The organism is Sphingomonas vulcanisoli, assembly GCF_011761305.1.
Taxonomy (GTDB): domain Bacteria; phylum Pseudomonadota; class Alphaproteobacteria; order Sphingomonadales; family Sphingomonadaceae; genus Sphingomonas_I; species Sphingomonas_I vulcanisoli.
On sequence record NZ_JAAOZC010000005.1, the window covers coordinates 163,468 to 186,296 of the forward strand.

Below are 22,829 nucleotides of genomic sequence, written 5' to 3' on the forward strand. Positions count from 1 at the left end.
GGGGACCGCCGAAGGCGGTGGAGGGGGCTCTCCACCAGGCACATCGCTTGTGAAGAGCCCCCTCCGTCACGCCTGCGGCGCGCCACCTCCGCGTACCGGAGATGAGCTGGTCGTCTTCACCGATCGCATCGCCAATGCCGTCCGCCTCACCGCACTCTCTCCGGCAGCTGTAGCTAAGGGCCTTACCCCCAATCTCACCCTAGCCGACGCCCGCGCCCGCTTCCCCGAACTCGTCGCGATCGAGCGCGACCATGCGGCCGAAGCGGATCTGCTCGCCCGCATCGTCGCGGGCCTCGCGCGCTACACGCCGATGGCCACCAGCCAGCCGCGCGACGGCGCGATGCTCGACATCAGCGGCTGCGCGCACCCTTTCGGCGACGAGCGCGGGCTGGCCCGCGATCTCGCAGGGCGGTTGAAAGCGGGGGGCGTCACCGCGCGGCTCGGCCTCGGCGACACGCCCGAAATGGCCCGTGCCCGCGCGCGCTTCGGGGCGCTCGAAGGCGACATCCTCGCTCTCCCCGTCGAAGCGCTGGAGGCGGACGCGGCGACCACCACCGCGCTGCGCCGCGCAGGCCTCAAGACGATCGCCGATCTCGCCTGCCGCCCGCGCCGGATGCTCGCCGCGCGGTTCGGCGATCTCGCGCTCAGGCTCGGCCGCCTGCTGGGCGAGGAGGATCGGCGGATCACGCCCGAACGCGCGCTGCCCCCGATCTTCGCGCTGCGCCGCTTCGCCGAGCCGATCGGGCGCGTCGAGGATGCCCTCGCCTGCCTGGAGGATTTGCTCGGCCAGGCCGCCGTCAGCCTGCTCGATCGCCACGCGGGCGGCCGCCGCTTCATCGCGCGGTTGTTCCGCAGCGATGGCGCGGTGCCGCTGCTCAGCGTCGAGACCGGGCGCCCGGTGCGCGATCCTGCGATCGTGATGCGGCTGTTCCGCGAGCGGCTGGAGGCCTTGTCGGATCCGATCGATCCCGGCTTCGGCTTCGATTGCGTGCGGCTGGACGTGCCCGCCACCGAACCGCTCGCGCCCGCGCAGACCGGGCTCGAGGAGACGCGCGATCCCGCCGAGCCCCTCGCCCAGCTGATCGATCGCCTCGCCGCCCGCCTCGGGCCGCACAGTATCCGCCGCGCCGTGCCGCTCAACAGCCATCTGCCCGAATGCGCGGCGATGCTGGCGCCACCCGGCGAGCCCGGCGCATGGCGGCGCCCCACCGATCCCGATCCGCCCGCGCGCCCGCTGCGCCTGCTCGATCCCCCGGCGCGCGTGGATGTGACTTACGGCCTGCCGATGGGGCCGCCGCGCCGCTTCGTCTGGAAGGGCCAGGCGCATGAGGTGGCGCGCTGGGAAGGACCCGAGCGCATCGCCGCCGAATGGTGGCGGCGCAGCATCGCGGCGGATATCTGGCGCCGCCGCGATGCGGAGGACCACAATCTGCCGCTGCCTCCCGGCGCGGGCGGGCTGACGCGCGATTATTATCGGGTGGAGGATGCAGACGGCCACCGCTTCTGGCTGTTCCGCCACGGGTTGCAGGCGGAGAAGGGGCGGCCCGGCTGGTATCTGCACGGGCTGTTCGCATGAGCAAGGGCAGCGAAATGCCCGCTTACGCCGAGCTGGCGGCAGCCACCAATTTCTCCTTTCTCCATGGCGCCAGCCACGGCAGCGACATGGTCCATCGCGCGATGGCGTTGCACTATAAAGGGCTGGGCATTGCCGACCGCAACACCGTCGCCGGGGTGGTGCGCGCCTGGGGTGCGCTCAAGGACAAGAGGGAGAAGGCGCAGGATCTGGTGCGAGGGCCGATCCAGCCGATGCTCAAACTCGTCACCGGCGCGCGCCTGGTTTTCGCCGACGGCACGCCGGACATCATTGCTTATCCCGAGAACCGGCATGGCTGGGGAAGCCTGTGCCGGATGCTTTCCAACGGCAATCTCAAGGCCGACAAGGGCGATTGCGTCCTCAAATTCAAGGATTTGCTGGATCATATCGATGGCCTGCTGCTGATCGTTCTGCCGGAGAGCAGCCGGCGGGAAGGAGAGGGGAAGGCGCGGCAGCCGGAAAATCAGACGGTGCTGCCGGGCGATCCGGGATCGGGCAATGTGCTGCGGTTTCCTGGCCCTTCCGAAATATCCGGCGGAGGCCATGTTTTGGAGGAATCACGGCTTTCCGCCACGGTCACGCAGCTAAAGCCCAATCGGCATGACGACTTACAGCTTGAAGCCATCCTGACCCGCCTGCGCCGCGCGGCGCCCGATCGCGTGTGGCTTGGCATCGCCCCCCGAATGGACGGCAAGGATGACCGCCGCCTGAAGCGGCACGCGCGAGTCGCCGCCAAAGCCAGGGTGCCGCTGATCGCGGTCAACGATGCGCTTTATGCCACAGCGCAGGATCGTCCGCTGCAGGACGTGCTAACCTGCATTCGCCTGGGCCTGACGATCCCGCATGCAGGGCGCGCGCTGGAAGCCAATGCCGATCGTCACCTCAAGTCCCCACAGGAGATGCTTGAACTCTTCAAGGCGTATCCAAAAGCGATCGAGGAAACGACGAAGCTGCTGGCCCGCGTGAGTTTCGATCTGAGCCAATTGGAATATGAATATCCGCACGAACCCGTGCCGGAAGGTTGGCAGCCGCAACGCTGGCTACAGCATCTGGTGATCGAGGCCGCGCGTGAAAAGTGGCCTGGCAGGACCGTTCCCCGCAAAGTGATCGGCATGCTGATGGAGGAATTCCGCCTCATCCGCCGCTGCAACTATCCTTATTATTTTCTTACCGTGCACGATGTGGTGAAGTTCGCGCGATCGCAGGAGCCTCCGATCCTGTGCCAGGGCCGCGGCTCCGCCGCCAATTCGATGGTCTGTTACCTGCTGGGCATCACCTCGGTGGATCCGGCCGCGAACAACCTGCTCTTCAGCCGCTTCCTCTCCGAAGAGCGGAAAGAGCCGCCCGATATCGACGTCGATTTCGAGCATGAGCGGCGCGAGGAGGTGATGCAATATATCTACCAACGCTATGGCCGCCACCGTGCCGGCATCGTGGCGACGGTCATTCACTATCGCTCGCGGTCTGCGGTGCGGGAGGTCGGCAAGGCGCTCGGTCTGACGGAAGACATCACCTCCCGCCTCGTCTCCACCGTCTGGGGGAGCTTTTCGACCGTGATGGAAGAAAAGCGATACGCCGAAACCGGCTTCAGCCTCGATAATGCCGAGATCGCGCGGCTCAATCACTTCGTGGCGCAGCTGCTCAAGGCGCCGTTTCCCCGCCATCTCTCCCAGCATGTTGGCGGCTATGTGCTGACCGAACATGCGCTCGTCGAGACGGTGCCGCTGCACCATGCGGCGATGGAGGATCGTACCTTCATCGAATGGGACAAGGACGATATCGACGTGCTGGGCCTGATGAAGGTCGATATTCTATCGCTCGGCATGCTGACCTGCATCCGCAAGGCTTTCGATCTCATCCGAAAGGACGGCGGCCCCGCTTACACACTTGCGAATATCGAACAGGGCCAGCCTGACGTTTATGACATGCTCTGCCGCGGCGACAGTCTGGGCGTGTTCCAGGTCGAGAGCCGGGCACAGATGAACATGCTGCCCCGGCTGAAGCCGCGCGAATTGTACGATCTTGTCGTCCAGGTCGCCATCGTCCGACCGGGGCCGATCCAGGGTGATATGGTGCACCCCTATCTGCGGCGCCGCGCCGGGCTGGAAAAGGCTGAATTTCCGGAGCCCGATCCCGCCTATGGCCCGCCCGATGAGCTGGAACAGTTGCTCGGCAAGACCTTCGGCGTGCCGCTCTTTCAGGAGCAGGCAATGCGGTTGGCGATCACCGCGGCCGCTTTCACGCCCGACGAGGCCAATCGCCTGCGCCGCGCGATGGCGACATTCCGCAACATCGGCGGAATGGAGGATTTCAAGGCCAAGCTGGTCGGCGGCATGACCAAGCGCGGCTATACAGCCGATTTCGCAGAGCGTTGCTACAAACAGATCGAGGGCTTCGGCAGTTATGGTTTTCCGGAAAGCCATGCGCAAAGCTTTGCGCTGCTGGTCTATGTCTCCAGCTATATCAAATGCCGCTACCCCGCCGCTTTCTGCGCGGCGCTGCTCAATTCGCAGCCGATGGGGTTTTACGCACCCGCCCAGATCGTCCGTGACGCGGAGGCGCATCGGGTGGAGGTGCGGCCGGTGGATGTGATGTCCAGCGGCTGGGATAATAAGCTCGAACCTGGCACGAACGGGCCTGCCGTCCGGCTGGGGTTTCGCCAGATCGATGGGTTCAAACAGGAGTGGGTGGAGCGTCCCTGTGCCGATGCGGCCATGCGGCCCGGGCGTGCGGGGCAGAGGGTCTATGACAAGATGCAAAGCATCCTGCCGATCGCTTATGACAGGCCCGGCTTTGGGGACGCGCCACCGCCGCGTCCCGGGGAAGAGATCGAGTGGCTTTCGCACCAACTTCCCACGCGCGCGCTCCGCCTGCTGGCCGATGCCGATGCGTTCGGATCGCTCGATCTCAACCGCCGCAATGCCTTGTGGGAGGTTCACCGGATGCCGGGCGATACCTTGCCGTTGTTTGCCGCCGCCGATGCGCGCGAACTGCGCGAGGAGGCGGACGCTCGCCTCCCCGCCATGCCGCTGAGCGAGGAGGTGGCGGCCGATTATCAGATGGTGCGGCTATCGCTGAAAGCGCATCCGATGACCTTCCTGCGGCCGATCTTCGATGCCGAGCGCGTGACGCGCGCCGCCGATCTCAACCGGCTCAAGGATGGCGCGCGCGCCAGGGTGGCGGGGGTGGTGCTCGTCCGCCAGCGACCGGGCAAGGGCAACGCCATCTTCATCACGCTGGAGGATGAGACCGGGGTCGCCAACCTATTGCTCTGGGCGCGCGATTTCGAGCGGAACCGTGTGGCCGTGATGGCGGCGCGGCTGATGCTGGCCGAGGGCATCGTCCAGATCACCGAAGAGACGATGCCTGACGGGGAGACCATGCGCATCCCCCACCTGATGACCGCACGGGTTCACGATCGCACCGCCGAACTCTCCCGCCTTTCCGAAGAGCATCAGACCCGCCAGCCGCTCGCCCGCGCCGATGTCTTCGCGCATCCGAACTACACGGCGCAGGGCTCCGGCGGCCGCCGCCATCCGCGTGATATGCGCGTGCTGCCCAAAAGTCGCGACTTTCACTAAGGGAAGTCTGGCACTCAGCGAAACCCTGCTCTATGGCGCTGCCAAGTCGGGGAGTGGCGCAGCCTGGTAGCGCATCTGGTTTGGGACCAGAGGGCCGGAGGTTCGAATCCTCTCTCCCCGACCAACTCTTTAGCCGCCCGATAAGGACGTGCATCGATGGCGACGCTGGCGGTCTACAGTTCCAAGGGCGGTGTCGGCAAAACCAGCCTGGCGGTAAATCTGGCCTGGGCGGCGGCGGTGCTCTCCAGCCGCAAGACCCTGCTCTGGGATCTCGACGCGCAAGCCGCGGCGAGCTTCATCCTCTGCCCCAACCGCAAGAACGCGCGCGACGCCAGCGAGGTGATCGAGCGCGATGTGGCCCCCGAAAAGGCGATCGTCGAGACCCGCATCGCTGGCCTCGATCTCCTCCCCGCCGATGCGACGCTGCGCACGCTCGATCTGCAATTCGCCGAGATCGACGCCAAGAAACGACTGCGCAAGATCGGCGATATCCTCGCCAAAAGCTATGACCGGATCATCATCGATTGCCCGCCGGGCCTCGGCCTCACCGCCGAGCAGGTGATTCGCGGCGCCAACCTGATCCTGCTGCCGATGATCCCGTCGACGCTTTCGACGCGGGCGGCCGACGAGCTGCGCGCACACCTCGATGCCCGCAAGAATGCGCCGCCGGTGTTGCCGGTGTTCAACCTCGTCGACCGCCGCCGCGGCGCGCACCGCGATGCCATCGCGGCGGCGCCGGACCAGCCCGCGATCCCGATGGCGACGGCGATGGAGCAAATGGCCGACCGGCACGCGCCGCTTGGCGCTTATGCCCCGAAGAGCCCGGCGGCGATCGCGATCGCAGACTTGTGGCGGGTGGTGGAGCGGCGTTTGGTAAAGGGCTGACGTCTATAATCCTCCCCCGCCAGGGCGAGGTGGCAGGCGCCAGCCTGACGGAGGGGCGGAAGCGAGACGCCCGCACATGTCATCCTCCCCTGGCGGGGGAGGATCAAAAGGCCAGCGTTGCGCCCGCGCGCAGATGCTGGTCCGTCTCGATGCCCCCCGCCAGCGCCATGCCTTCCGGCAGCAACACGACAATCGTCGAGCCATGCTCGAACCACCCCATATCCATGCCGCGCGCGACCGCCTTACCGACCGCGATCGTGCGCGGCCCGCCCACCCGGATCGCCGCGCGCGTATCGAGGAAGGTCAGCCTTATGCTCGCCACCAGCACCGCCGCCACCGCGACCAGCACCAGCGGCCGGCCATCGGGCAGGCGGCAGTGGATCGCGGCGCGTTCGTTTCGGCAAAACAGCCGCTCGACCCGCTTGAGCGCGGGCGTGTTGACGTTCCAGCAATCGCCCGAAATGTAGGTGACGCGCTCCACGATCAGATCGCAGGGCGCGTGGAAATGGTGGTACATCCCCGCCGTCAGCCGCAGCGTGACGAAGCTGCCGCCCGCCATCGCCGTCGCATCCTTAGCGCTGCCGAGCAGTTCGCTTAAGGCATAGGGCGCGCCCTTGATCTGGTGGACTTGGTCGCCCGCGATCGGCCCATGCGCGCCGACGATCGCATCGCAAGGGCTGGCAACGCCCTGCTCCACGAAGCGCCGCGCGCCGGGCTTGAGGCTGCGCGTGAAGCAGGCGTGCATGCTCGGCCACGTCGTCTCGGCAGCGTCGGTGAGATCGACGTCCGAAAACAGCCGCCACACCGCGATCGACGGGCGCGCCACCCAAGGCCGCTCGATCTTGCTGAACCAGCCGAGAAAGCGCGTCGCCGCCCGCCGCGGGATGCGGTTGGTCAACAGGAAGTTGAGTTCCTCGTTCGCCACCATACGCGCGATGCTTCGCCGGACTGTCACAATTGCTTCTCCGCGCCCCGGTTATGATGGATCATGCAGACCCTCCTCTCCCTTCTCGCGCTCGGCACCGTCACGGTCGGCGCCGGCACCGCCGGCCACCGCCGCCTCAAGCTTTCGCGCGCCAAGCACACATCGATGGCCGGCCATCCGCGCTGGTCGCGCCGCATCGCCGCCCAGATCCCGGGCTTCGCCTATGATGAACAGGCCTTCTTCGGCTGCGACGGCGCACCGGACGAAGTGATTGCCCGCCGCCGCGCCGGGCTCGATCGCCTCGCCACGCTCTATGCCGAACGCTTCCCCAAGGGCCGCGCGCTGACCGCCGAGGCCGCGCCGGGCATATCGGACCTGCAGTTCACCGGCGCGTACCGCGTGCCCTTCCCGTTCGCGCAGATGGTGCGCGGCAAGCTGGGCGTCGGCGGCTTCGCCGAACGATCGGAAGGCGTGCAGGTCTGGGATGTGGACGGCAACGCCTTCTACGATCTCACCGGCTCGTACGGCGTTAACCTGCTCGGCACCGATGCCTATAAGGGCATGATCGCCGATGCCGTCGAACAGGTCGGCGATCTCGGTCCCTTCCTCGGCGCATTGCACCCGATCGTTGCAGACAATGTCGCGCGATTGAAGGCGCTGACCGGGCTGGACGAGGTCAGTTTCCACATGTCGGGCACCGAGGCGGTGATGCAGGCGGTGCGGCTGGCGCGCTATCATACCGGCCGCAGCCATCTCGTGCGGTTCTGCGGCGCCTATCATGGCTGGTGGGGCGATGTGCAGCCCGGCATCGGCAACCCCGTTCCCGCCGACGGCACATACACGCTGAGCGAGATGAGCGAGCGCACGCTCGGCATCCTGGAGACCAAGCGCAACATCGCCTGCGTGCTGATCAACCCGCTGCAGGCGCTCCACCCCAACGGCGGCGCGCCCTCGGACAATCAGCTCGTCGATGGCGGTCGCCGCGCCGGCGGCACCGAGCGGGAAGCCTATGCCGAATGGCTGCGGGAGCTCGCGGCGGTGTGCCGGCGGCGCGGCATCGTCCTGATCCTCGACGATGTCTTCACCGGCTTCCGTCTGGCCAAGGGTGGGGCGGCCGAATATTTCGGGATCGCGCCCGATATGATCACCTATGGCAAGACGCTGGGCGGCGGGCTGCCGATCGGCGCGCTGGTCGGCAAGGCGGCGCTGATGCGCCGCTACAATCCCGATCGCCCGCTCGATATCTGCTTCGCGCGCGGCACCTTCAATTCGCACCCTTATGTGATGGCGGCGATGAACGGCTTCCTTCGCCATATCGAGGGTCCCGAGGGCGCCAAGCTCTACGACGGCCTCGACATTTGCTGGAACATGCGCGCCGCGCGGATGACTGCGGCGCTGGCGGCGGCGGGCGTGCCGGTTCGCGTCGCGCACCTCAGCTCGATCTGGACAGTGCTCTATGATGTGCCGTCGCGCTTCAACTGGATGCTGCAATATTATCTCCGCGCCGAAGGGCTGCTGCTGAGCTGGGTGGGCACGGGGCGGATCATATTCAGCCTCAACTATACGGATGCGGACTTCGACGAGGTGGTCGCGCGGTTCGTGCGCGCGTGCCAGGCGATGCAGGCGGACGGCTGGTGGTGGCACGATGCCAAGGCGACCAACAAGACATTGCGCCGGGCTGTGATGCGGGAGGCTTTGGCGAAGCGGTTGGGACGGTAAAGCCCCTCCCCTTCAGGGGAGGGGTTTGGGGGTGGGGCCTCTCCATTGGCACCGTCGCACATGGGATTTGCCGGACTCCCCCACCCCAACCCCTCCCCTGAAGGGGAGGGGCTTTCCCTGCTTCACCGCATGGCGATCGCCGCGTCGTAGCGTTCGCCCTTGAGCAGACGCATCGGCGCGCTCTTATATTGTTTGAAGTCGTTGAACGGATCGGTGATAATCTTGGTCGCCCAGACGATGCCGGTCGGCACATCGCGGATGAAGAAGAGCTGGAAGGTTCGGAACAGCAGCCCGCCCGCGCCCAGCACCACCCACATCAGCCCGACATGGCGGAGAAAGCCGATCGGCCCCGGCAGCGGCGCGAACACGCCCCACAAGGTCGGGTTCAGCACGAGCAGCAAAGGCGACAGCGCCCACAGCGTCATGAAGACGATCTTGCGGGCGAGATTGTAGCCGACCTTGATCTCCTCCTTATACTGGTGCGTCGCCTGGTTTTCGACGTCATACCCTTTGGGCTCGAAGAAGAAGTGGCCCGCCTGGCGGCTGGTCATCGCCACGCCCCAGCCGAGCAGCCCGGCCAGCGCCGGATCCTTGAACAGCAGCACATAGGCACCAATGAACGTGCTTGCCGAAAGGAAATGCAGGCTCTGGTTGATCAGGCAGTGGTGGTAATAGCGGTGATCGTCCCAGCGCTGCTCATCGAGCTGGGCGCGGAATTCGGCGACCTTGGCTTTCGGTTTGCTGAGATCGGGTTTGGGAAGCGTTGCCATCATGGCCCTCAAATCTTGGTGAAGCGGAGCAGTTCGAAATGGCCAAGCGGCGGCAGCGCGCTGCGCTCGGCCAGGCGGACCTTGCCGTTGCGCAGCGCCCAGGCGGCGTAGCGTTCGAACGGGAATTCGGTGCGGAAGCCGAGGCGGCTGGTGATCGGCATCAGCAGCTTTTCGATCCGCCCGCGCAGACCGACGCCCGCGCCGATCCGCGTGGTGATGATGATCTCGCCGCCCTTGCGGACGACCCGCGCGAACTCGTCGAGCGCCTTCTCGGGATTGGGAACGGCGGTGATGACATATTGCGCGACGACACTGTCGAACGCGCCGTCCTCGAACCGCAGCGCCTCGGCATCCATCACCTCGATCGCCTCGACGTTGGGGAGCTTGGCGGCGCGCTCGCGGGCCTTGTCGAGGATCTTGTCCGAGATATCGATGCCGAACAGGCGGCACTGGCGGCCATATTGCGGCAGCGACAGGCCGGTGCCGACGCCGACCTCCAGCACGCGCCCGCCGAGGCGATCGGCGGCGGCGATCGCCGCGCTGCGCCCGCGCCGGAACACCGCACCGAAGACAAGGTCGTAGATCGGCGCCCAACGGTCGTAAGCCGCTGCGACGTTCCGGGTTTCCATTACAACAGCCATGAACATACTCCGATGACCACAAGAGCATCGGCTATTTCGGAGACATTATGACTACAATTGGTGGATATTTTTGTGACGAAGCGTCGCGGAACTGAAACCTGTCTGTCCCGAAGCTTTCATGTCGCCGCTGTATTGAAGCATCGACGACAACGACGCGAGGATCGAGAGCTTGGCTTCCTTGCCGCAATTTCCGACCGTCGCCCGGCGCGATGCCCTTTCCTCCCGTTCAAATCCCTTTGCCGGCGTCGATCTGCCCGCCTGGCTCAACGAACCCGAGCCCAAGCCCGAGAAGCGCCAGCGCACCCGCTACCGCACCGTGTGGATTTCCGACGTGCATCTCGGCACGTCGGGCTGCAACGCCGATCTGCTGATCGATTTCCTCAAATCGATCGAGTGCGAGACGCTGTATCTGGTCGGCGACATCATCGATGCCTGGCGGCTGCGCAAGGGCTGGTACTGGCCGCCCAAGCATAACGATGTCGTCCGCCGCGTGCTCAAGATGGCCAAGCATGGCACGCACGTCATTTACGTCCCCGGCAATCATGACGAATTGCTGCGCGATTATACCGGCCTCGCGTTCGGGGACGTGACGATCGTCAATCAGGTCATCCACGAAACTGCCGACGGGCGCCGCCTGCTGGTGCTGCATGGCGATCAGTTCGATGGCGTGGTGCTATACCACAAGTGGTTGGCCTTCCTCGGCGACTCTGCCTACGAATTGCTGCTGAAGGCGAACATCGGGCTCAATTGGGTGCGGCGGAAGTGGGGCCTGCCCTATTGGTCGCTCTCCGCTTATATGAAGAAGCGGGTCAAGAACGCCGTCGCCTTCATCTGCAGCTTTGAGGAAGCCGTCGCGCGCGCGGCGGCGGAGGCGCATGTCGATGGCGTGGTCTGCGGCCACATCCATTCAGCCGAGATCCGCCAGTTCGGCGATGTCACCTATTACAACGACGGCGATTGGGTGGAGAGCTGCACCGCGCTGGTCGAGCATTTCGACGGCGCGATGGAGATCCTGGACTGGGCCGAGAAAAACCGCATCGAGGCGATGGCCGGGAAGCAGGGCGAGGTTCATAACTTCAGCAACATCGCCCTAGTGACGACATGAAGATTGCACTGGTCAGCGATGCCTGGGCGCCGCAGGTCAACGGCGTCGTCCGGACGCTGGCGACGACGGTCGACCGTCTCCGCAGACGTGGTTACGACATCGAAACGATTACGCCGGACGCCTTCCGCACCATCCCCTGCCCTTCCTACCCCGAGATACGGCTGGCGCTGGGTTGCGGGCGGGAGGTAGCGCGGCGGCTGAACGGACTCGATGCCGACGCCGTCCATATCGCTACCGAAGGCCCGCTCGGCTGGGCGGCGCGGCGCTGGTGCCTGGCGGAGAACAGGCCGTTCACGACCAGCTTCCACACCCGCTTTCCCGATTATGTTGCGCTGCGTACTGGGCTTCCGCCGAAATTGTTCTGGCCGATCGTCCGCCACTTTCATGTGCCCGCTGCGCAGATCATGGTTTCGACCGGCACGCTTGCCGCCGAGCTTGCGGCGAACGGCCTGCCGCACAGCCATCTCTGGTCGCGGGGCGTCGATCTGTCGCTGTTCACGGGGCGGGTCGCGCGCCTGCCCGACCTCGTCGGCCTGCCCCGCCCCATCCAGCTCTATGTCGGTCGCGTCGCGGTCGAGAAGAATATCGCCGCCTTCCTCGATTGCCCGACGCCCGGCACCAAGGTGATCGTCGGCGACGGCCCTGCGCGCGCGCAACTGGAACAGGTTTATCAGAGTGCCCGCTTCCTCGGCGCGCTGCACGGCCCCGCGCTGGCGCAGGCCTATGCGGCGGCCGATCTGTTCGTTTTCCCGAGCAAGACCGATACGTTCGGCATGGTGATGATCGAGGCGCTGGCCTCGGGCGTGCCGGTCGCGGCCTATCCGGTTCCCGGCCCGCTCGACGTGATCGGCCGCGACGGATGCGGGCAAGGATCGGCCCCGATCGGCGCGCTCGATCAAGACCTCGGCGTGGCGATCGACCGCGCGCTGGCCGCGCAGCGCCGCGACTGCATCGCCGAGGGGCGCCGCTATAGCTGGGATGCCTCGACCGACCAGTTTCTCGCGGGACTTGAGCGCCGCCCCGCCCTCACCCGTCTCGCCGCTTAATCCGGCAGCAGCAGCCGCTCGTAGAAGCCGCCGAATCGGCCATCCGGCGAGACGAGATGCACCTCCAGGATCCAGTGCCGCGCCTGGCCCAGGCTATCGGGATCGCGCATCCGGCCCGTGTTCGCCGGGCTTACCCTGCCGCCGTCACGCCCGGCTGGGCTGCGCGCATAGGGAAATTCGCCGACGACATGCCCCGCAATCTGGCCGCCGAAGCGCCAGCCCCGCGCCGCCGCCTCGCGTTCCGCCGCGGCAAACAGATCCGCACCCGTCATATCGGGGCTGCACGCATACATCTGCCGCAGCCCTTCAAAAACCACTTCCAGATCGGCGACCAGCCGGTGCTTCTCGGGATCGTCACCCACCACATAGCTGCGCCCGACGTCGGCCTCCCAATCGCCGAACACCGGGCCGAGATCGAGAAACAGGATATCGTCTTCGGCCACGACGCGATCAGGCGCCGCCTCGCCCGCGATGCAGAGCGCGTTGACCCCGGCGCGCACCACGCGATCGTGCCAATGATCGGTAACGCCGAAATCGCGCGCGGCGATCGCGAAAATGTCGCGCTCGATCGCCAGCTCGGTTCGCCCGACAGCGATGATCCCCGCCTCCTCGATCGCATCGAGCAGAGCAAAGGCGCGCGCCTCGGCTGCTTTCAGGCCCTGCAATCGATCGGCGTCATGGGTCAGGTCCGTCGCCATGACGCGCTTATTTCACGTCGTCGGCCCGCGATCAAAGCCGTTGCGGCGAAAGGATCAGGACCAGCCCAGCCCGCGCAGCACCAGCGCCGCCGCCAAGGCGCCCAAAACGACCGTAAACAGCAGCGCGCTGAGCCAGCCAGTCCCCTCGGCGTAAAGCTCGCGGTCGTCGGTCGCTGTCTCCGTATCGGCTTCAGCTTCGGGACGGCGGCGGACGAGTTCGACCACCGTGGGCGCGGTGAAAGCGCGCGCGGCGGCATCCTCGGCCAGCGGCTGCGCGAAAGCGAGACCGTAGCTGTCGTCGCGCCGCCACATGATGATGCCGCGCACCGTACCGACGCTGGCCAGCCCAATCGTCACCTCCTGACCCACGCGCAGTTCGGCGCTGCAGGAGATGCGCGCGCCGGTGATCGAGACATCGCTGACGACGGCGTCCACCGGCCCGCCCGAATCGGCGCGCACGGTGCTGGGCGCGGCGGTCTTGCGGCGGGTGGCACGGCGCGCTTCGGTCGATCGGCTGGGGGAGGTCATGGCACCGCGATATAGGCCACAGCGGTTGCAGGAGAGTTAAAGCGCATCGCCTTGCGCGGGGCGGGGGATCACCATAGGAGCGCCGCCGAAAGGATCGCATGGAAAGACCGGTTTTTTACGATCCCAGCGGCAAACGCCGCCGATGGTCGAAGCGTGTGCTCTGGGCGCTGATCCTGGTTTTGACCGGTGCGGCGCTGGCGTTCGGCGCGACAATCGTCAACGTGCCCGCCCCCGATCCGCTGAAGATCGGTTTCGAACGCGAACAGCCGCGCGCGCTGGGCGGCCAGATCGCCCATATCCGCCGCACGGTGGGCCGCAACGTCCGCAAGCTGACCGCCTGGATGCCCGGCGGCAAGGTTGCGGCGCGCCCCCAAGGGCGGCAATTGGTCGCCGCTTTTTATGTGCCGTGGGATGACGCCAGCCGCGCCACCCTGCACGCCCATGCCGATGAGATCGATTGGGTGGTGGCGGCGATGGGCTTCGTCACCGGCCCCAACCATGATCTGAACTATGAGCCCAACGCGCTCGCCAACCGCAATCTGCGCGCCGAACTGGCGATCGCGCAGCGCAAACCGCGCCTGATGGTGATGATCCAGAACGCCAAGGGCGGCCAGTGGGATAGCGCGGGCCTCACCGCGCTGCTGCGCGATCCCAAGGCGCGGGGGCATTTGCTGGATCAGGTCGCGCAGATCCTGGGCAAGGAAGGCGCGCGCGGCGTTACCTTCGATTTCGAGGAGCTACCCGCCAAGGCCCAGCCATATTACCGCCGCTTCATCGCGGAAGCCCATGCCCGTTTCGCGCCCAAGAACTGGCTGGTGACGCTGGCCGTGCCGGCGGACGACGATGACTGGAACCTCAAGGCCTACGCCAAGCTCGCCGATCGCATCTTTCTGATGATCTATGACGAGCATTCGAATGAGAGCGATCCCGGCCCGATCGCCTCGCAGCCCTGGTTCGTTCAGCGGCTGCGCGCGACCGTCGCGGACGTCGGCGCGGACAAGGCGATCGTCGCCTTCGGCAATTATGCCTATGACTGGATGGAGGGCGGCGGCCCGGCCGAATCGATCACGGTGGAAGATGCCTGGCTGACCGCGCATGACAGTGGCGCCAAGACACGGTTCGATCCGGCCAGCGGCAACGCCACCTATGATTACAAGGACGATGACGGCGACGTCCACCACGTCTGGATGCTGGATGCCGCGAGCAGCTGGAACCAGCTGCGCGCCGCCAAGGCGATGGGCGTGTTCGGCGTCGCGCTGTGGCGGATGGGCGGCGACGATCCTGGGACATGGCAGGCGCTCTCCGCGCTGCGGACCGGCAATACGCCGCCCGCCTTCGGCAAGATTTCGTCGCTCAGCAACACCAACGTCGAGGGCTTCGGCGAGATCATACGTATCGATACGACGCCGACCGAGGGTTTCCGCACCGCCACCCGGGACGAGCGCGGCCTGATCCGCGACGAACAATATCAAAGCTACCCGACGCCCTATGTCGTCAACCGCACCGGCATGTCCAAGACCAAGGTCGCGCTGACCTTCGACGATGGGCCGGACGGCACCTGGACGCCCAAGATCCTCGACATATTGGAGGCCAAGCACGCGCCCGCCACTTTCTTCGTGATCGGCGAGAATGCGCTGGCGCACCCGCTGCTGCTCAAGCGCATCCTCGATGACGGCAGCGAGATCGGCAATCACAGCTACACGCACCCGAACATGGCCCTGGTCTCGGATCGCGGCCAGCATATCGAGCTCAACACCACGCAGCGGCTGGTGCAGGCCTATACCGGCCGATCGATGCGGCTGTTCCGCGCACCCTATTTTGGCGACGCCGAACCGACCACCGAGGACGAGCTCGGCCCGATCCTGCTCGCCCAGCGCGCCGGCTATGTATCGGTCGGCCTCCATGCTGATAGCGAGGATTGGACCCGGCCCGGCGTCCAGGCGATCGTCGACAATGTGATCAACGCCGTGGTGAACGGCCATCAGGCGATCGAGGACGAGGATTATCAGCACAGCGCCAACATCGTTCTGCTCCACGATTCGGGCGGCGATCGCGCGCAGACCGTCGCGGCGCTGCCCGCGATCATCGATGGCCTGCGCGCGCGCGGCTTCGAGCTGGTGCCGGTATCGGCGCTGGCGGGGCTAACGCCGCAGGAGGTCAACCGCCCGATCAGCGGCCATGATCTGATCGCGGTGCGCTTCGATATCGGCATCTTCCTGGTGCTGGCGGGGCTCAACGCGCTGCTCAAATTCCTGTTCTTCATCGCCATCTTCCTCGGCATGGCGCGCGCGGTGCTGCTTGCGGTGCTGGCGGTGCGATCGAACCTCAAACGCAACCGCCCCGTGCCGCCGGCGATCGACCCTACCCGCTTCGTCTCGGTGCTGATCCCGGCCTTCAACGAGGCGCGGGTGATCGAGGAATCGGTGAAGCGCGTACTCGCCAGCACCGAGATCGGGCTGGAAGTGATCGTCATCGACGATGGATCGAAAGACGAGACCAGCGCGATCGTCGCTCTGGCGTTCGACGGCGATCCCCGCGTCCGCCTGCTGACGCTGGAGAATGGCGGCAAGGCGCGCGCGCTCAACCGCGGGCTGGAGCTTGCCAAGGGCGAAGTCATCGTCGCGCTGGATGCCGACACCCAGTTCGAGCCCGAGACGATCGCGCGCCTGTCACGCTGGTTCGCCGATCCCGAGGTCGGCGCGGTGGCGGGCAACGCCAAGGTCGGCAACCGCGTCAATCTCGTCACGCGCTGGCAGGCGGTGGAATATGTCACCGCGCAGAATCTGGAGCGACGCGCGCTCAGCCGCTTCGATGCGATCACCGTCGTGCCCGGCGCGGTCGGCGCATGGCGGCGCGCGGCGCTGGATGCGGTCGGCGGCTATCCGCACGATACTTTGGCCGAGGATCAGGATCTTACCATCGCCATCCAGCGCGCCGGCTGGCTGGTGGAATATGATGTCGATGCCGTCGCCTGGACCGAATCGCCGGAGAGTTTCGGCGCGCTCGCCAAGCAGCGCTTCCGCTGGGCGTTCGGCACGCTGCAATGCCTGTGGAAGCATCGTAGCATCCTGCGCACACGCCACCCGACCGGCCTCGCGCTGGTCGGCATCCCGCAGGCATGGCTGTTCCAGATCGGCTTTGCCTTGATCTCGCCGCTGATCGATCTCGCGCTGGCGGTGTCGATCGTCGCGACAATCATCCGCGTCGATCAGCACGGCTGGGCGCAGACGCATACCGACGTGATCCGCATGGCCATCTATTGGATCGGCTTCACCGCGATCGATGCGATCTGCGGCTGGGTGGCCTACAAATTGGAACCGCGCGAAAAGCATTATCCGCTGTTCCTGCTGCTCGCGCAGCGGTTCATCTACCGCCAGATCATGTATTCGGTGGTGCTGCGCGCGGTGAACGCCGCGATCCGCGGGCCCTGGGTCGGCTGGGGTAAATTGGAACGATCGGGCAGCGTGGGGAAGCCGGCCGCTTAACAGGCCAGAAACCATCCGATTTAACGGAAAAATAAAGGCTTTGGCCCATCACCCGAGCTGGCGGGATAGAAGGGAATGCCACATGGCCGTACCGAAGCATAAGCTGGACTGGCAGAGCGACGAGGCGCCCCGCGCGCCGGTCGTGGCCGGTCAGATGTCCGCGCGCACGCTGCAGCGGATGCTGAGCGAACAAAGTGGCCTGTTCGCCGAGCCGCATGTCGATCGCTGGTCGCGCCGCCGTCAGCTGACCTTCATCGTTTCGAGCGCCACCGCGCTCTGGGCGGCGCTGATCATCACCGCGCATACCTTGGTGGTCGCGATCGCCTGATCAGGCGGCGGGCGTCAGTTCGATCACGGTGAGCTTCGCTTCCCAGGCGGGGTGCGGGATCGTCAGCCGCCAGCGGTGCGGACCGAGGCGCTCGAAGAACGCCAGCACATCGCGCTGCTCATCGCGGCCATAAGGCCAGGCGCCGCGCTCCTCCCCCAGCGCCAGCGCGCCGAGCAGCAGCAGGCGCACGCCATCGAAACGCCAGAAATTGCCGGCGATCCGCTGCTGTCCTTCGAGCTCGGCGAAATGGCCGTCTGCGATCCGGCAGGGCACGGGCGGCTCTTCGAGATAGGGCCTGCCGCCGCCGAGCTTGATCGTGCGGCACCGATAGGCGCCATCGGGAACCGCCGGATCGTTCTGCGCGGCGTCGGGATCGAGCAGTGCGCCTTCCGCCGCCACCTTGTCCCCAGCACCACCGGCCCGCGCGGCATCGAGGGCTTCCAGCCAGGCTTGCCGCCAATTGTGGAGACGGCTGTGATCGCGCGGCAGCACCGCGCCGCGCCAGGCATAAGGCTTGTCGCGATCGGCCGCAGTGTCGCGCGCCATGGCCGCGATCGGCGTCACCAGCGCCACCGCTAAAAGCAGCGCGCGCTTCACGACCGCGCCGCCGGGGCGAAGGGTACAAGCATCGGCACGCGGCGACGATAATCCGAATAAGCCGCCGCGCCCAGTTCCCGCGCCAGGAACCCCTCCTCGACGCGCGCCTTCAGCGTGTAGCCGGTCACCATCACCACGAAGCCCGCCAGGCTGATCGGCGTACCCTTCGCCACCGCCAGCGCGAAGGCGCCGGTGAGGATGGCGGTGTAGATCGGGTGGCGGGTCAGTGCGTAGGGGCCGCTATCGACGATGCGGTGACCCTCCTTGCGGGTCACCGCCGCCGACCACAGCCTGCCGAGCGTCGCCCGCGCCCAGAAGGCGAGCGCTATCCCCAGCGCCGCCAACACCGCCATTGCCCAGCCGATCGCGTTCGGCAGCTGCCACAGCGGGGGCAGGATGAAATGCCAGACGAACACGCCGCCTTGCCGCTGGAAGACGCCGTCACCGAACAGCGCGATCCAGCCGATCAGGTTGACGATACGATAGGGCGCCTGCTTGCTGTCGCCTGCCGACCCGGTGGTGCGGTTGGTCCAAAACCACGCGGCAAGCCACACCGCGCCCCACGCCAGCCAGATCATGAGGATGGCGAACAGCCAGTCCGGCATCGGCCCGGCGGGCGTCATTGCGCTGTCCAGCCGCCGTCGATCGCATGGTTGGCGCCGGTGATCGCGGCGGCTTCATCGCGGCAGAGATAGAGCGCGAGGCTCGCAACCTGATCGATCGTCACGAACTGTTTGGTGGGCTGTCCGGCAAGGAGGACATCGTTCATCACCTGCTCGCGCGTCAGGCCGCGCGCCTTCATCGTATCGGGGATCTGCTTTTCGACCAGCGGCGTCCAGACATAGCCGGGCGAAACGCAATTGGCGGTGACGCCATGCGTCGCCAGCTCCAGCGCGGCGGTCTTGGCGAGGCCCGCCACGCCATGCTTGGCCGCGACATAGGCCGATTTGAAGGGCGATGCGGTGAGCGAATGCGCCGAGGCGATGTAGATCAAGCGCCCCCAGCCTTTGCCCTTCATCCCGGGGATCGCGGCGCGGGTGAGATGGAAGGCCGAGGAGAGATTGATCGCGATGATCTGATCCCATTTCTCGATCGGGAAATCCTCGATCGGCGAAACGTGCTGGATGCCGGCATTGGCGATGACGATGTCCGGCCCGCCCAGTTCCGCCGTGCAGCGCGCCACGGCGGCGGCGATCTCTTCGGGTTTGGACATGTCGGCCGCGTCGTAGACCGCCCCGGCCCCGCTCAGCGCCTCAAGCTCCCGGCGTTCGGCCTCGATCGCGTCGGCCTCGCCGAAGCCGTTGATCATGATCGCGGCCCCCTCGGCAGCGAGCGCCTTCGCGCAGCCGAGCCCTATCCCCGATGTCGATCCGCTCACCAGCGCGGTCTTGCCCTTTAGGAACACATGCGACTCCCGATATTTGGCGTTGCTCTAGGACGAAGTGGCGCACGATAAAATCACCGTTCGTGCTGAGCTTGTCGAAGCACCGTTCTTCTATCTGGCGCTAAAAAGAAGAGCAGCCCTTCGACACGCTCAGGGTGAACGGGATTATGGCTTGGCCGGCCCGCACGCGCCGCCGCCGGGCCATCCTGTCCAGCCCGCGCCCCGCAAGACGCGGCCCGCATTTGCGCCGGTCGGCCGGCCGTCGCGGACAACTTCGATGCCGTTGACCAGCACCGTCCTGACGCCGACCGCGAATTGCTGGGGATTATCCAGCGTTGATCGATCGGCGACGGTGGCAGGATCGAACAGGACGATATCGGCGTAATAGCCGGGCCTGAGCATTCCCCGATCCTTGAGGCCGAGCTGCTCGGCGGGGAGCGCCGCCAGCTTGCGCACCGCCTGCGGCAGCGTCAGCACGCCGTCCCGCACATAAGGGCCGAGCACCTTCGCAAAAGTGCCGTAAGCGCGGGGGTGGGGCTTCGATTGCAGGAAGACTCCTTCGGGCGCCTGCGCCTCGCTATCCGATCCGAAGCTCACCCAGGGCAAAGCCGCGATCCGGCGCACATTCTCCTCGGACATCAGCCGATAGAAGGTGCCGACGCGGCTGCCGTCCTCGGCGACCAGATCCATCACGGTATCGGCGGGATCGCTGCCGCGCAGCGCGGCCACCTCGGCCAGCGTCTTGCCGGTATAGGGTTTGAGCGCCGGATTCTTGAAAGCGGAGAGAATGATGTTCTCCGGCCCATGCGCGCCATAGAACAGATTCTCCCAGCCCACGCCGGGCTTTGCCATCTCGGCCTTCACCTTGGCGCGGATCGCCGGATCGCGCAGCCGTGCCGCCCAGGCCTCATAACCTCCAGCCTGCACCCCGCTCGGCATCGATGCATCGAGCCCCGTTGCGGCCCAGATATAGGGATACATGTTCGCGCCGATCGTCAGGCCCGCCTTTCGCGCTGCCTCGACATGCGCGATCGCTTCGCCTTCCTTGGGCCAATTGTCCGCGCCCGAGGCCTTGAAGTGATAGATGTAGGCGGGCGCGCCCGATTTGCGGCTGATGTCGATCAGCTCGTCGATACTCTCGATCAGCCGATCGCCCTCGGAGCGCATATGGCTGATGTAGATGCCTTGGCAGGCCGCAGATTCCTTGGCGAGCGCGATGATCTCGGGCGTCCTGGCGAAGGTGCCGGGGACGTAGATCAGCCCGGTCGAGACGCCCATCGCGCCCTCGCGCATCGCCTGCGCGACGAGGCCGCGCATTTGCGTCAGTTGCTCCGGCGTCGGCTGGGTGTCGCCGCGCCCCAGCACATAGGTGCGCACCGTCGCCGCGCCGACGAAGCTGGCGATGTTGGGCGATATGCCCTTGGCCGCGAGCTGATCGAGATAGCCGCCCAGCGTCGTCCAGGTGATCGGATATTTGACGTCGCCCTGATGCGCCTCCGCATAGGCCTTCATCTCGGGATTGAGCGGGCCGGGGCTCTGGCCCTCGCTGATCACCTCCAGCGTCACGCCCTGCAGGATTTCGCTCTGTCCGCGTCCGTCGACGATCAGCGACTGGGCCGATTGGCTGAGCATATTGGTGAAGCCGTGCGCCACCGCGAGGCCGCGCGCATCGATGATCCTGGCGGCATCGGTCCCCAGCCGGCCGATCGCCACGACATGATCGCCCCGTACGCCGATATCCGCGACCACCCCCGTCGAACCCGATCCGTCATACACCGTGCCGCCGCGCACGATCAGATCGTAAGGCTCGGCCTGCGCCGCGCCCGCCAGCAGCAAGCCGAGGACGGGGGCGAGGGATCGGACTCGATTCATATCGACAGGCGTAACAAAGTCGACGGCCTACGCAACCGCGCGCGCACCGTGCGCATTGTGGCCGGAGAGGGAGATCAGCGATGAAGCTCGACGATTATCGGGAAAGCGGCAATGTCGAGCAGGATCGCGGCGGTGGCGGTGGCGGCTTGGGGGGCGGCGGGGGCGGGATCGGCCTGCTGTTCGCGCTGGTCGGCAGCCGCTTCGGCATCGGCGGCATCATCGTGCTGGGGCTGGGGATGTTCCTGTTTGGAATGAACCCGCTTTCGCTGCTCGGTGGCGGGGGCGGCACACAGCAGGCGCAAAACAGCGGTATGACCGCACAACAGGCCTGCGATCAGGATCCGACCCACCAATTCTCCTGTAAGGTCTTGGCGAGCACCGAAGATACGTGGGCGAAACTGTTTCAACAGCGCGGCGCGCAGTATCGTCCGACGAAGCTGCATTTTTACCGCGAGAATGACAGTTCGGGCTGCGGCGCCGCGCAATCCGCGATGGGTCCGTTTTATTGTCCCAACGATCAGGGCGTTTATCTTGATACCGAATTCTTCAACGAGTTGACCAACCGCTTCCATGCCGCCGGCGATTTCGCGCAGGCTTATGTCATCGCGCACGAGGTGGGCCACAACGTCCAATATCTCACCGGCACCGCGGACAAGGTGCGGCAGGCGCAGCAGCAGGGCAGCGAAGCGCAGTCCAACGCGCTGCAGGTGAAGATGGAGCTGCAGGCCGATTGCTATGCGGGCGTGTGGGCCGCGAACAACCGCGATCGGCTCCAGCCCGGCGACATTGAGGAAGGCCTGCGCGCTGCCGCCGCGATCGGCGACGATACGCTGCAGAGATCGGCAGGCCGCACGCCGATGCCCGACAGCTTCACCCACGGCACCTCTGCCGAGCGCGTCGGCTGGCTCAAAAAGGGCCTCGACAGCGGTGATCCGGCGGTCTGCGATACGTTTTCGGGCGCGATCTAATAGCGCGGACCTCCGGCCTATGCTATGGCATAGGCCGGAGGCAATGATGCACCACGAACGTCACGTCAAACTGTTCAAGAATGGTCGCAGCCAGGCCGTCCGCATCCCCCGCGAATTCGAGCTGGCGGGAGACGATGCGGTGATGCGCAAGGAGGGCGACCGGATCATTATCGAGCCCGCCCCGGCGCCATCATTGCTGGCTCTGCTGGCTGCCTTACCGCCGATCGACGATGATTTCGGCGCTATCGACGATCCGGTGCCCCTCCCGCTCGATCTTTGAATGTATCTGCTCGACACCAACATCCTGTGGGATCTGGTCCGCCATCCCCAAGGTGTGATTTCCGCCAAAATTGCCGAAGTCGGTGAAACCATGATTGCGACGAGCATCATCGTCGCCGCCGAGCTGCGTTACGGGGCCGCGCGCCGCGGTTCGGTACGGCTGACCGGCCAGCTCGAAGCTATCCTGTCGCTGCTTCCGGTTCTGCCTTTGGGCGGCGACGCCGACGTGCAGTACGCACGCCTGCGCACCGACCTCGAAGGGCGCGGCCAACCGATCGGTGGGAACGACATGCTGATCGCTGCCCATGCCCTCGCGCTGGGCGCAACGCTCGTCACCGACAATCTGCGCGAATTCGCGCGTGTGTCCGGCCTGACGATAGAGAATTGGCTGCGCCCCGCCCGATAAGGCAAAAGGGCCCGGCAT

At 66.1% G+C, this 22,829-nt stretch carries 20 protein-coding genes and 1 tRNA gene; 12 read left to right on the forward strand and 9 right to left on the reverse strand.

What is annotated here, in order from left to right; genetic code table 11:
* The first annotated feature begins 49 nt into the window (after positions 1–49).
* The 4 genes from FHS31_RS11330 to FHS31_RS11345 all read left to right on the forward strand — a co-directional run bounded on the left by FHS31_RS11330 (position 50) and on the right by FHS31_RS11345 (position 6,060).
* Positions 50–1,576: a Y-family DNA polymerase gene (locus FHS31_RS11330; protein WP_341786347.1), complete on the forward strand. Its 1,527-nt coding sequence runs from the start codon at positions 50–52 to the stop codon at positions 1,574–1,576.
* On the forward strand, positions 1,573–5,175 hold the full coding sequence (locus tag FHS31_RS11335; RefSeq protein ID WP_243843421.1) for an error-prone DNA polymerase: 3,603 nt from the start codon (positions 1,573–1,575) through the stop codon (positions 5,173–5,175). The genes FHS31_RS11330 and FHS31_RS11335 overlap by 4 nt, the downstream gene beginning before the upstream one ends.
* A gap of 47 nt (positions 5,176–5,222) precedes the next feature.
* Positions 5,223–5,299, forward strand: a tRNA-Pro gene (locus FHS31_RS11340).
* Between the two features lie 32 nt (positions 5,300–5,331).
* Positions 5,332–6,060: a ParA family protein gene (locus FHS31_RS11345; protein WP_167073563.1), complete on the forward strand. Its 729-nt coding sequence runs from the start codon at positions 5,332–5,334 to the stop codon at positions 6,058–6,060.
* Between the two features lie 103 nt (positions 6,061–6,163).
* Here the strand turns inward: FHS31_RS11345 and asd are convergent, their stop codons facing one another.
* Positions 6,164–7,015 carry an archaetidylserine decarboxylase gene (asd, locus tag FHS31_RS11350; RefSeq protein ID WP_167073565.1) on the reverse strand — a complete coding sequence of 284 codons (852 nt, stop codon included), beginning with the start codon at positions 7,013–7,015 and terminating at the stop codon, positions 6,164–6,166.
* Positions 7,016–7,048: 33 nt separating this feature from the next.
* On the opposite strand from asd, the gene FHS31_RS11355 reads away from it, so the two are divergent.
* Complete coding sequence (locus FHS31_RS11355; protein WP_167073567.1) at positions 7,049–8,704, forward strand: aminotransferase class III-fold pyridoxal phosphate-dependent enzyme; 1,656 nt, start codon at positions 7,049–7,051, stop codon at positions 8,702–8,704.
* A 122-nt stretch (positions 8,705–8,826) separates the two neighbouring features.
* On the opposite strand, the gene FHS31_RS11360 is transcribed toward FHS31_RS11355, so the two are convergent.
* Complete coding sequence (locus FHS31_RS11360; RefSeq protein WP_243843422.1) at positions 8,827–9,477, reverse strand: hypothetical protein; 651 nt, start codon at positions 9,475–9,477, stop codon at positions 8,827–8,829.
* 5 nt (positions 9,478–9,482) lie between these two features.
* Positions 9,483–10,115 (reverse strand): class I SAM-dependent methyltransferase, encoded by a 633-nt coding sequence (locus FHS31_RS11365; RefSeq protein ID WP_167073569.1) that lies wholly within the window; start codon positions 10,113–10,115, stop codon positions 9,483–9,485.
* Between the two features lie 169 nt (positions 10,116–10,284).
* On the opposite strand from FHS31_RS11365, the gene FHS31_RS11370 reads away from it, so the two are divergent.
* The gene (locus FHS31_RS11370; RefSeq protein ID WP_425057228.1) at positions 10,285–11,220 is read left to right on the forward strand and encodes a UDP-2,3-diacylglucosamine diphosphatase; all 936 of its coding nucleotides are present in this window, start codon (positions 10,285–10,287) and stop codon (positions 11,218–11,220) included.
* Entirely contained in the window at positions 11,217–12,266 is a 1,050-nt protein-coding gene (locus tag FHS31_RS11375; protein WP_167073571.1) for a glycosyltransferase family 4 protein, read from the forward strand. Before FHS31_RS11370 ends, FHS31_RS11375 begins: the two co-directional genes overlap by 4 nt.
* On the opposite strand, the gene FHS31_RS11380 is transcribed toward FHS31_RS11375, so the two are convergent.
* Positions 12,263–12,964, reverse strand: a complete 702-nt coding sequence (locus FHS31_RS11380) for a M24 family metallopeptidase (protein ID WP_167073573.1) — start codon at positions 12,962–12,964, stop codon at positions 12,263–12,265. The genes FHS31_RS11375 and FHS31_RS11380 overlap by 4 nt on opposite strands.
* Positions 12,965–13,018: 54 nt before the next feature.
* Entirely contained in the window at positions 13,019–13,492 is a 474-nt protein-coding gene (locus FHS31_RS11385; protein ID WP_167073575.1) for a PilZ domain-containing protein, read from the reverse strand.
* Between the two features lie 98 nt (positions 13,493–13,590).
* Here FHS31_RS11385 and FHS31_RS11390 point away from each other — a divergent pair, with 98 nt between their 5' ends.
* Positions 13,591–16,977 carry a trifunctional glycoside hydrolase family 18/polysaccharide deacetylase/glycosyltransferase family 2 protein gene (locus FHS31_RS11390; protein ID WP_167073577.1) on the forward strand — a complete coding sequence of 1,129 codons (3,387 nt, stop codon included), beginning with the start codon at positions 13,591–13,593 and terminating at the stop codon, positions 16,975–16,977.
* A gap of 82 nt (positions 16,978–17,059) precedes the next feature.
* Positions 17,060–17,305 (forward strand): hypothetical protein, encoded by a 246-nt coding sequence (locus FHS31_RS11395; RefSeq protein WP_167073579.1) that lies wholly within the window; start codon positions 17,060–17,062, stop codon positions 17,303–17,305.
* On the opposite strand, the gene FHS31_RS11400 is transcribed toward FHS31_RS11395, so the two are convergent.
* The 4 genes from FHS31_RS11400 to FHS31_RS11415 form a co-directional block, all read right to left on the reverse strand.
* Positions 17,306–17,902: a DUF4893 domain-containing protein gene (locus tag FHS31_RS11400; protein ID WP_167073581.1), complete on the reverse strand. Its 597-nt coding sequence runs from the start codon at positions 17,900–17,902 to the stop codon at positions 17,306–17,308.
* A complete protein-coding gene (locus tag FHS31_RS11405; RefSeq protein WP_167073583.1) occupies positions 17,899–18,525 on the reverse strand; it encodes a methyltransferase family protein in 627 nt (208 codons plus the stop codon). Before FHS31_RS11405 ends, FHS31_RS11400 begins: the two co-directional genes overlap by 4 nt.
* Positions 18,522–19,307: a 3-hydroxybutyrate dehydrogenase gene (locus FHS31_RS11410; protein ID WP_167073585.1), complete on the reverse strand. Its 786-nt coding sequence runs from the start codon at positions 19,305–19,307 to the stop codon at positions 18,522–18,524. The genes FHS31_RS11405 and FHS31_RS11410 overlap by 4 nt, the downstream gene beginning before the upstream one ends.
* 144 nt (positions 19,308–19,451) lie before the next feature.
* Positions 19,452–21,158 carry an N-acyl-D-amino-acid deacylase family protein gene (locus tag FHS31_RS11415; RefSeq protein ID WP_167073587.1) on the reverse strand — a complete coding sequence of 569 codons (1,707 nt, stop codon included), beginning with the start codon at positions 21,156–21,158 and terminating at the stop codon, positions 19,452–19,454.
* An 80-nt stretch (positions 21,159–21,238) separates the two neighbouring features.
* On the opposite strand from FHS31_RS11415, the gene ypfJ reads away from it, so the two are divergent.
* From ypfJ to FHS31_RS11430, 3 genes are read left to right on the forward strand one after another with little or no spacing between them, the layout of a single operon-like run.
* The gene (gene ypfJ, locus FHS31_RS11420) at positions 21,239–22,126 is read left to right on the forward strand and encodes a KPN_02809 family neutral zinc metallopeptidase (RefSeq protein WP_167073589.1); all 888 of its coding nucleotides are present in this window, start codon (positions 21,239–21,241) and stop codon (positions 22,124–22,126) included.
* A 46-nt stretch (positions 22,127–22,172) separates the two neighbouring features.
* Entirely contained in the window at positions 22,173–22,406 is a 234-nt protein-coding gene (locus FHS31_RS11425; RefSeq protein WP_167073591.1) for an antitoxin, read from the forward strand.
* Positions 22,407–22,811: a type II toxin-antitoxin system VapC family toxin gene (locus FHS31_RS11430; protein WP_167073593.1), complete on the forward strand. Its 405-nt coding sequence runs from the start codon at positions 22,407–22,409 to the stop codon at positions 22,809–22,811.
* Positions 22,812–22,829: the final 18 nt, after the last annotated feature.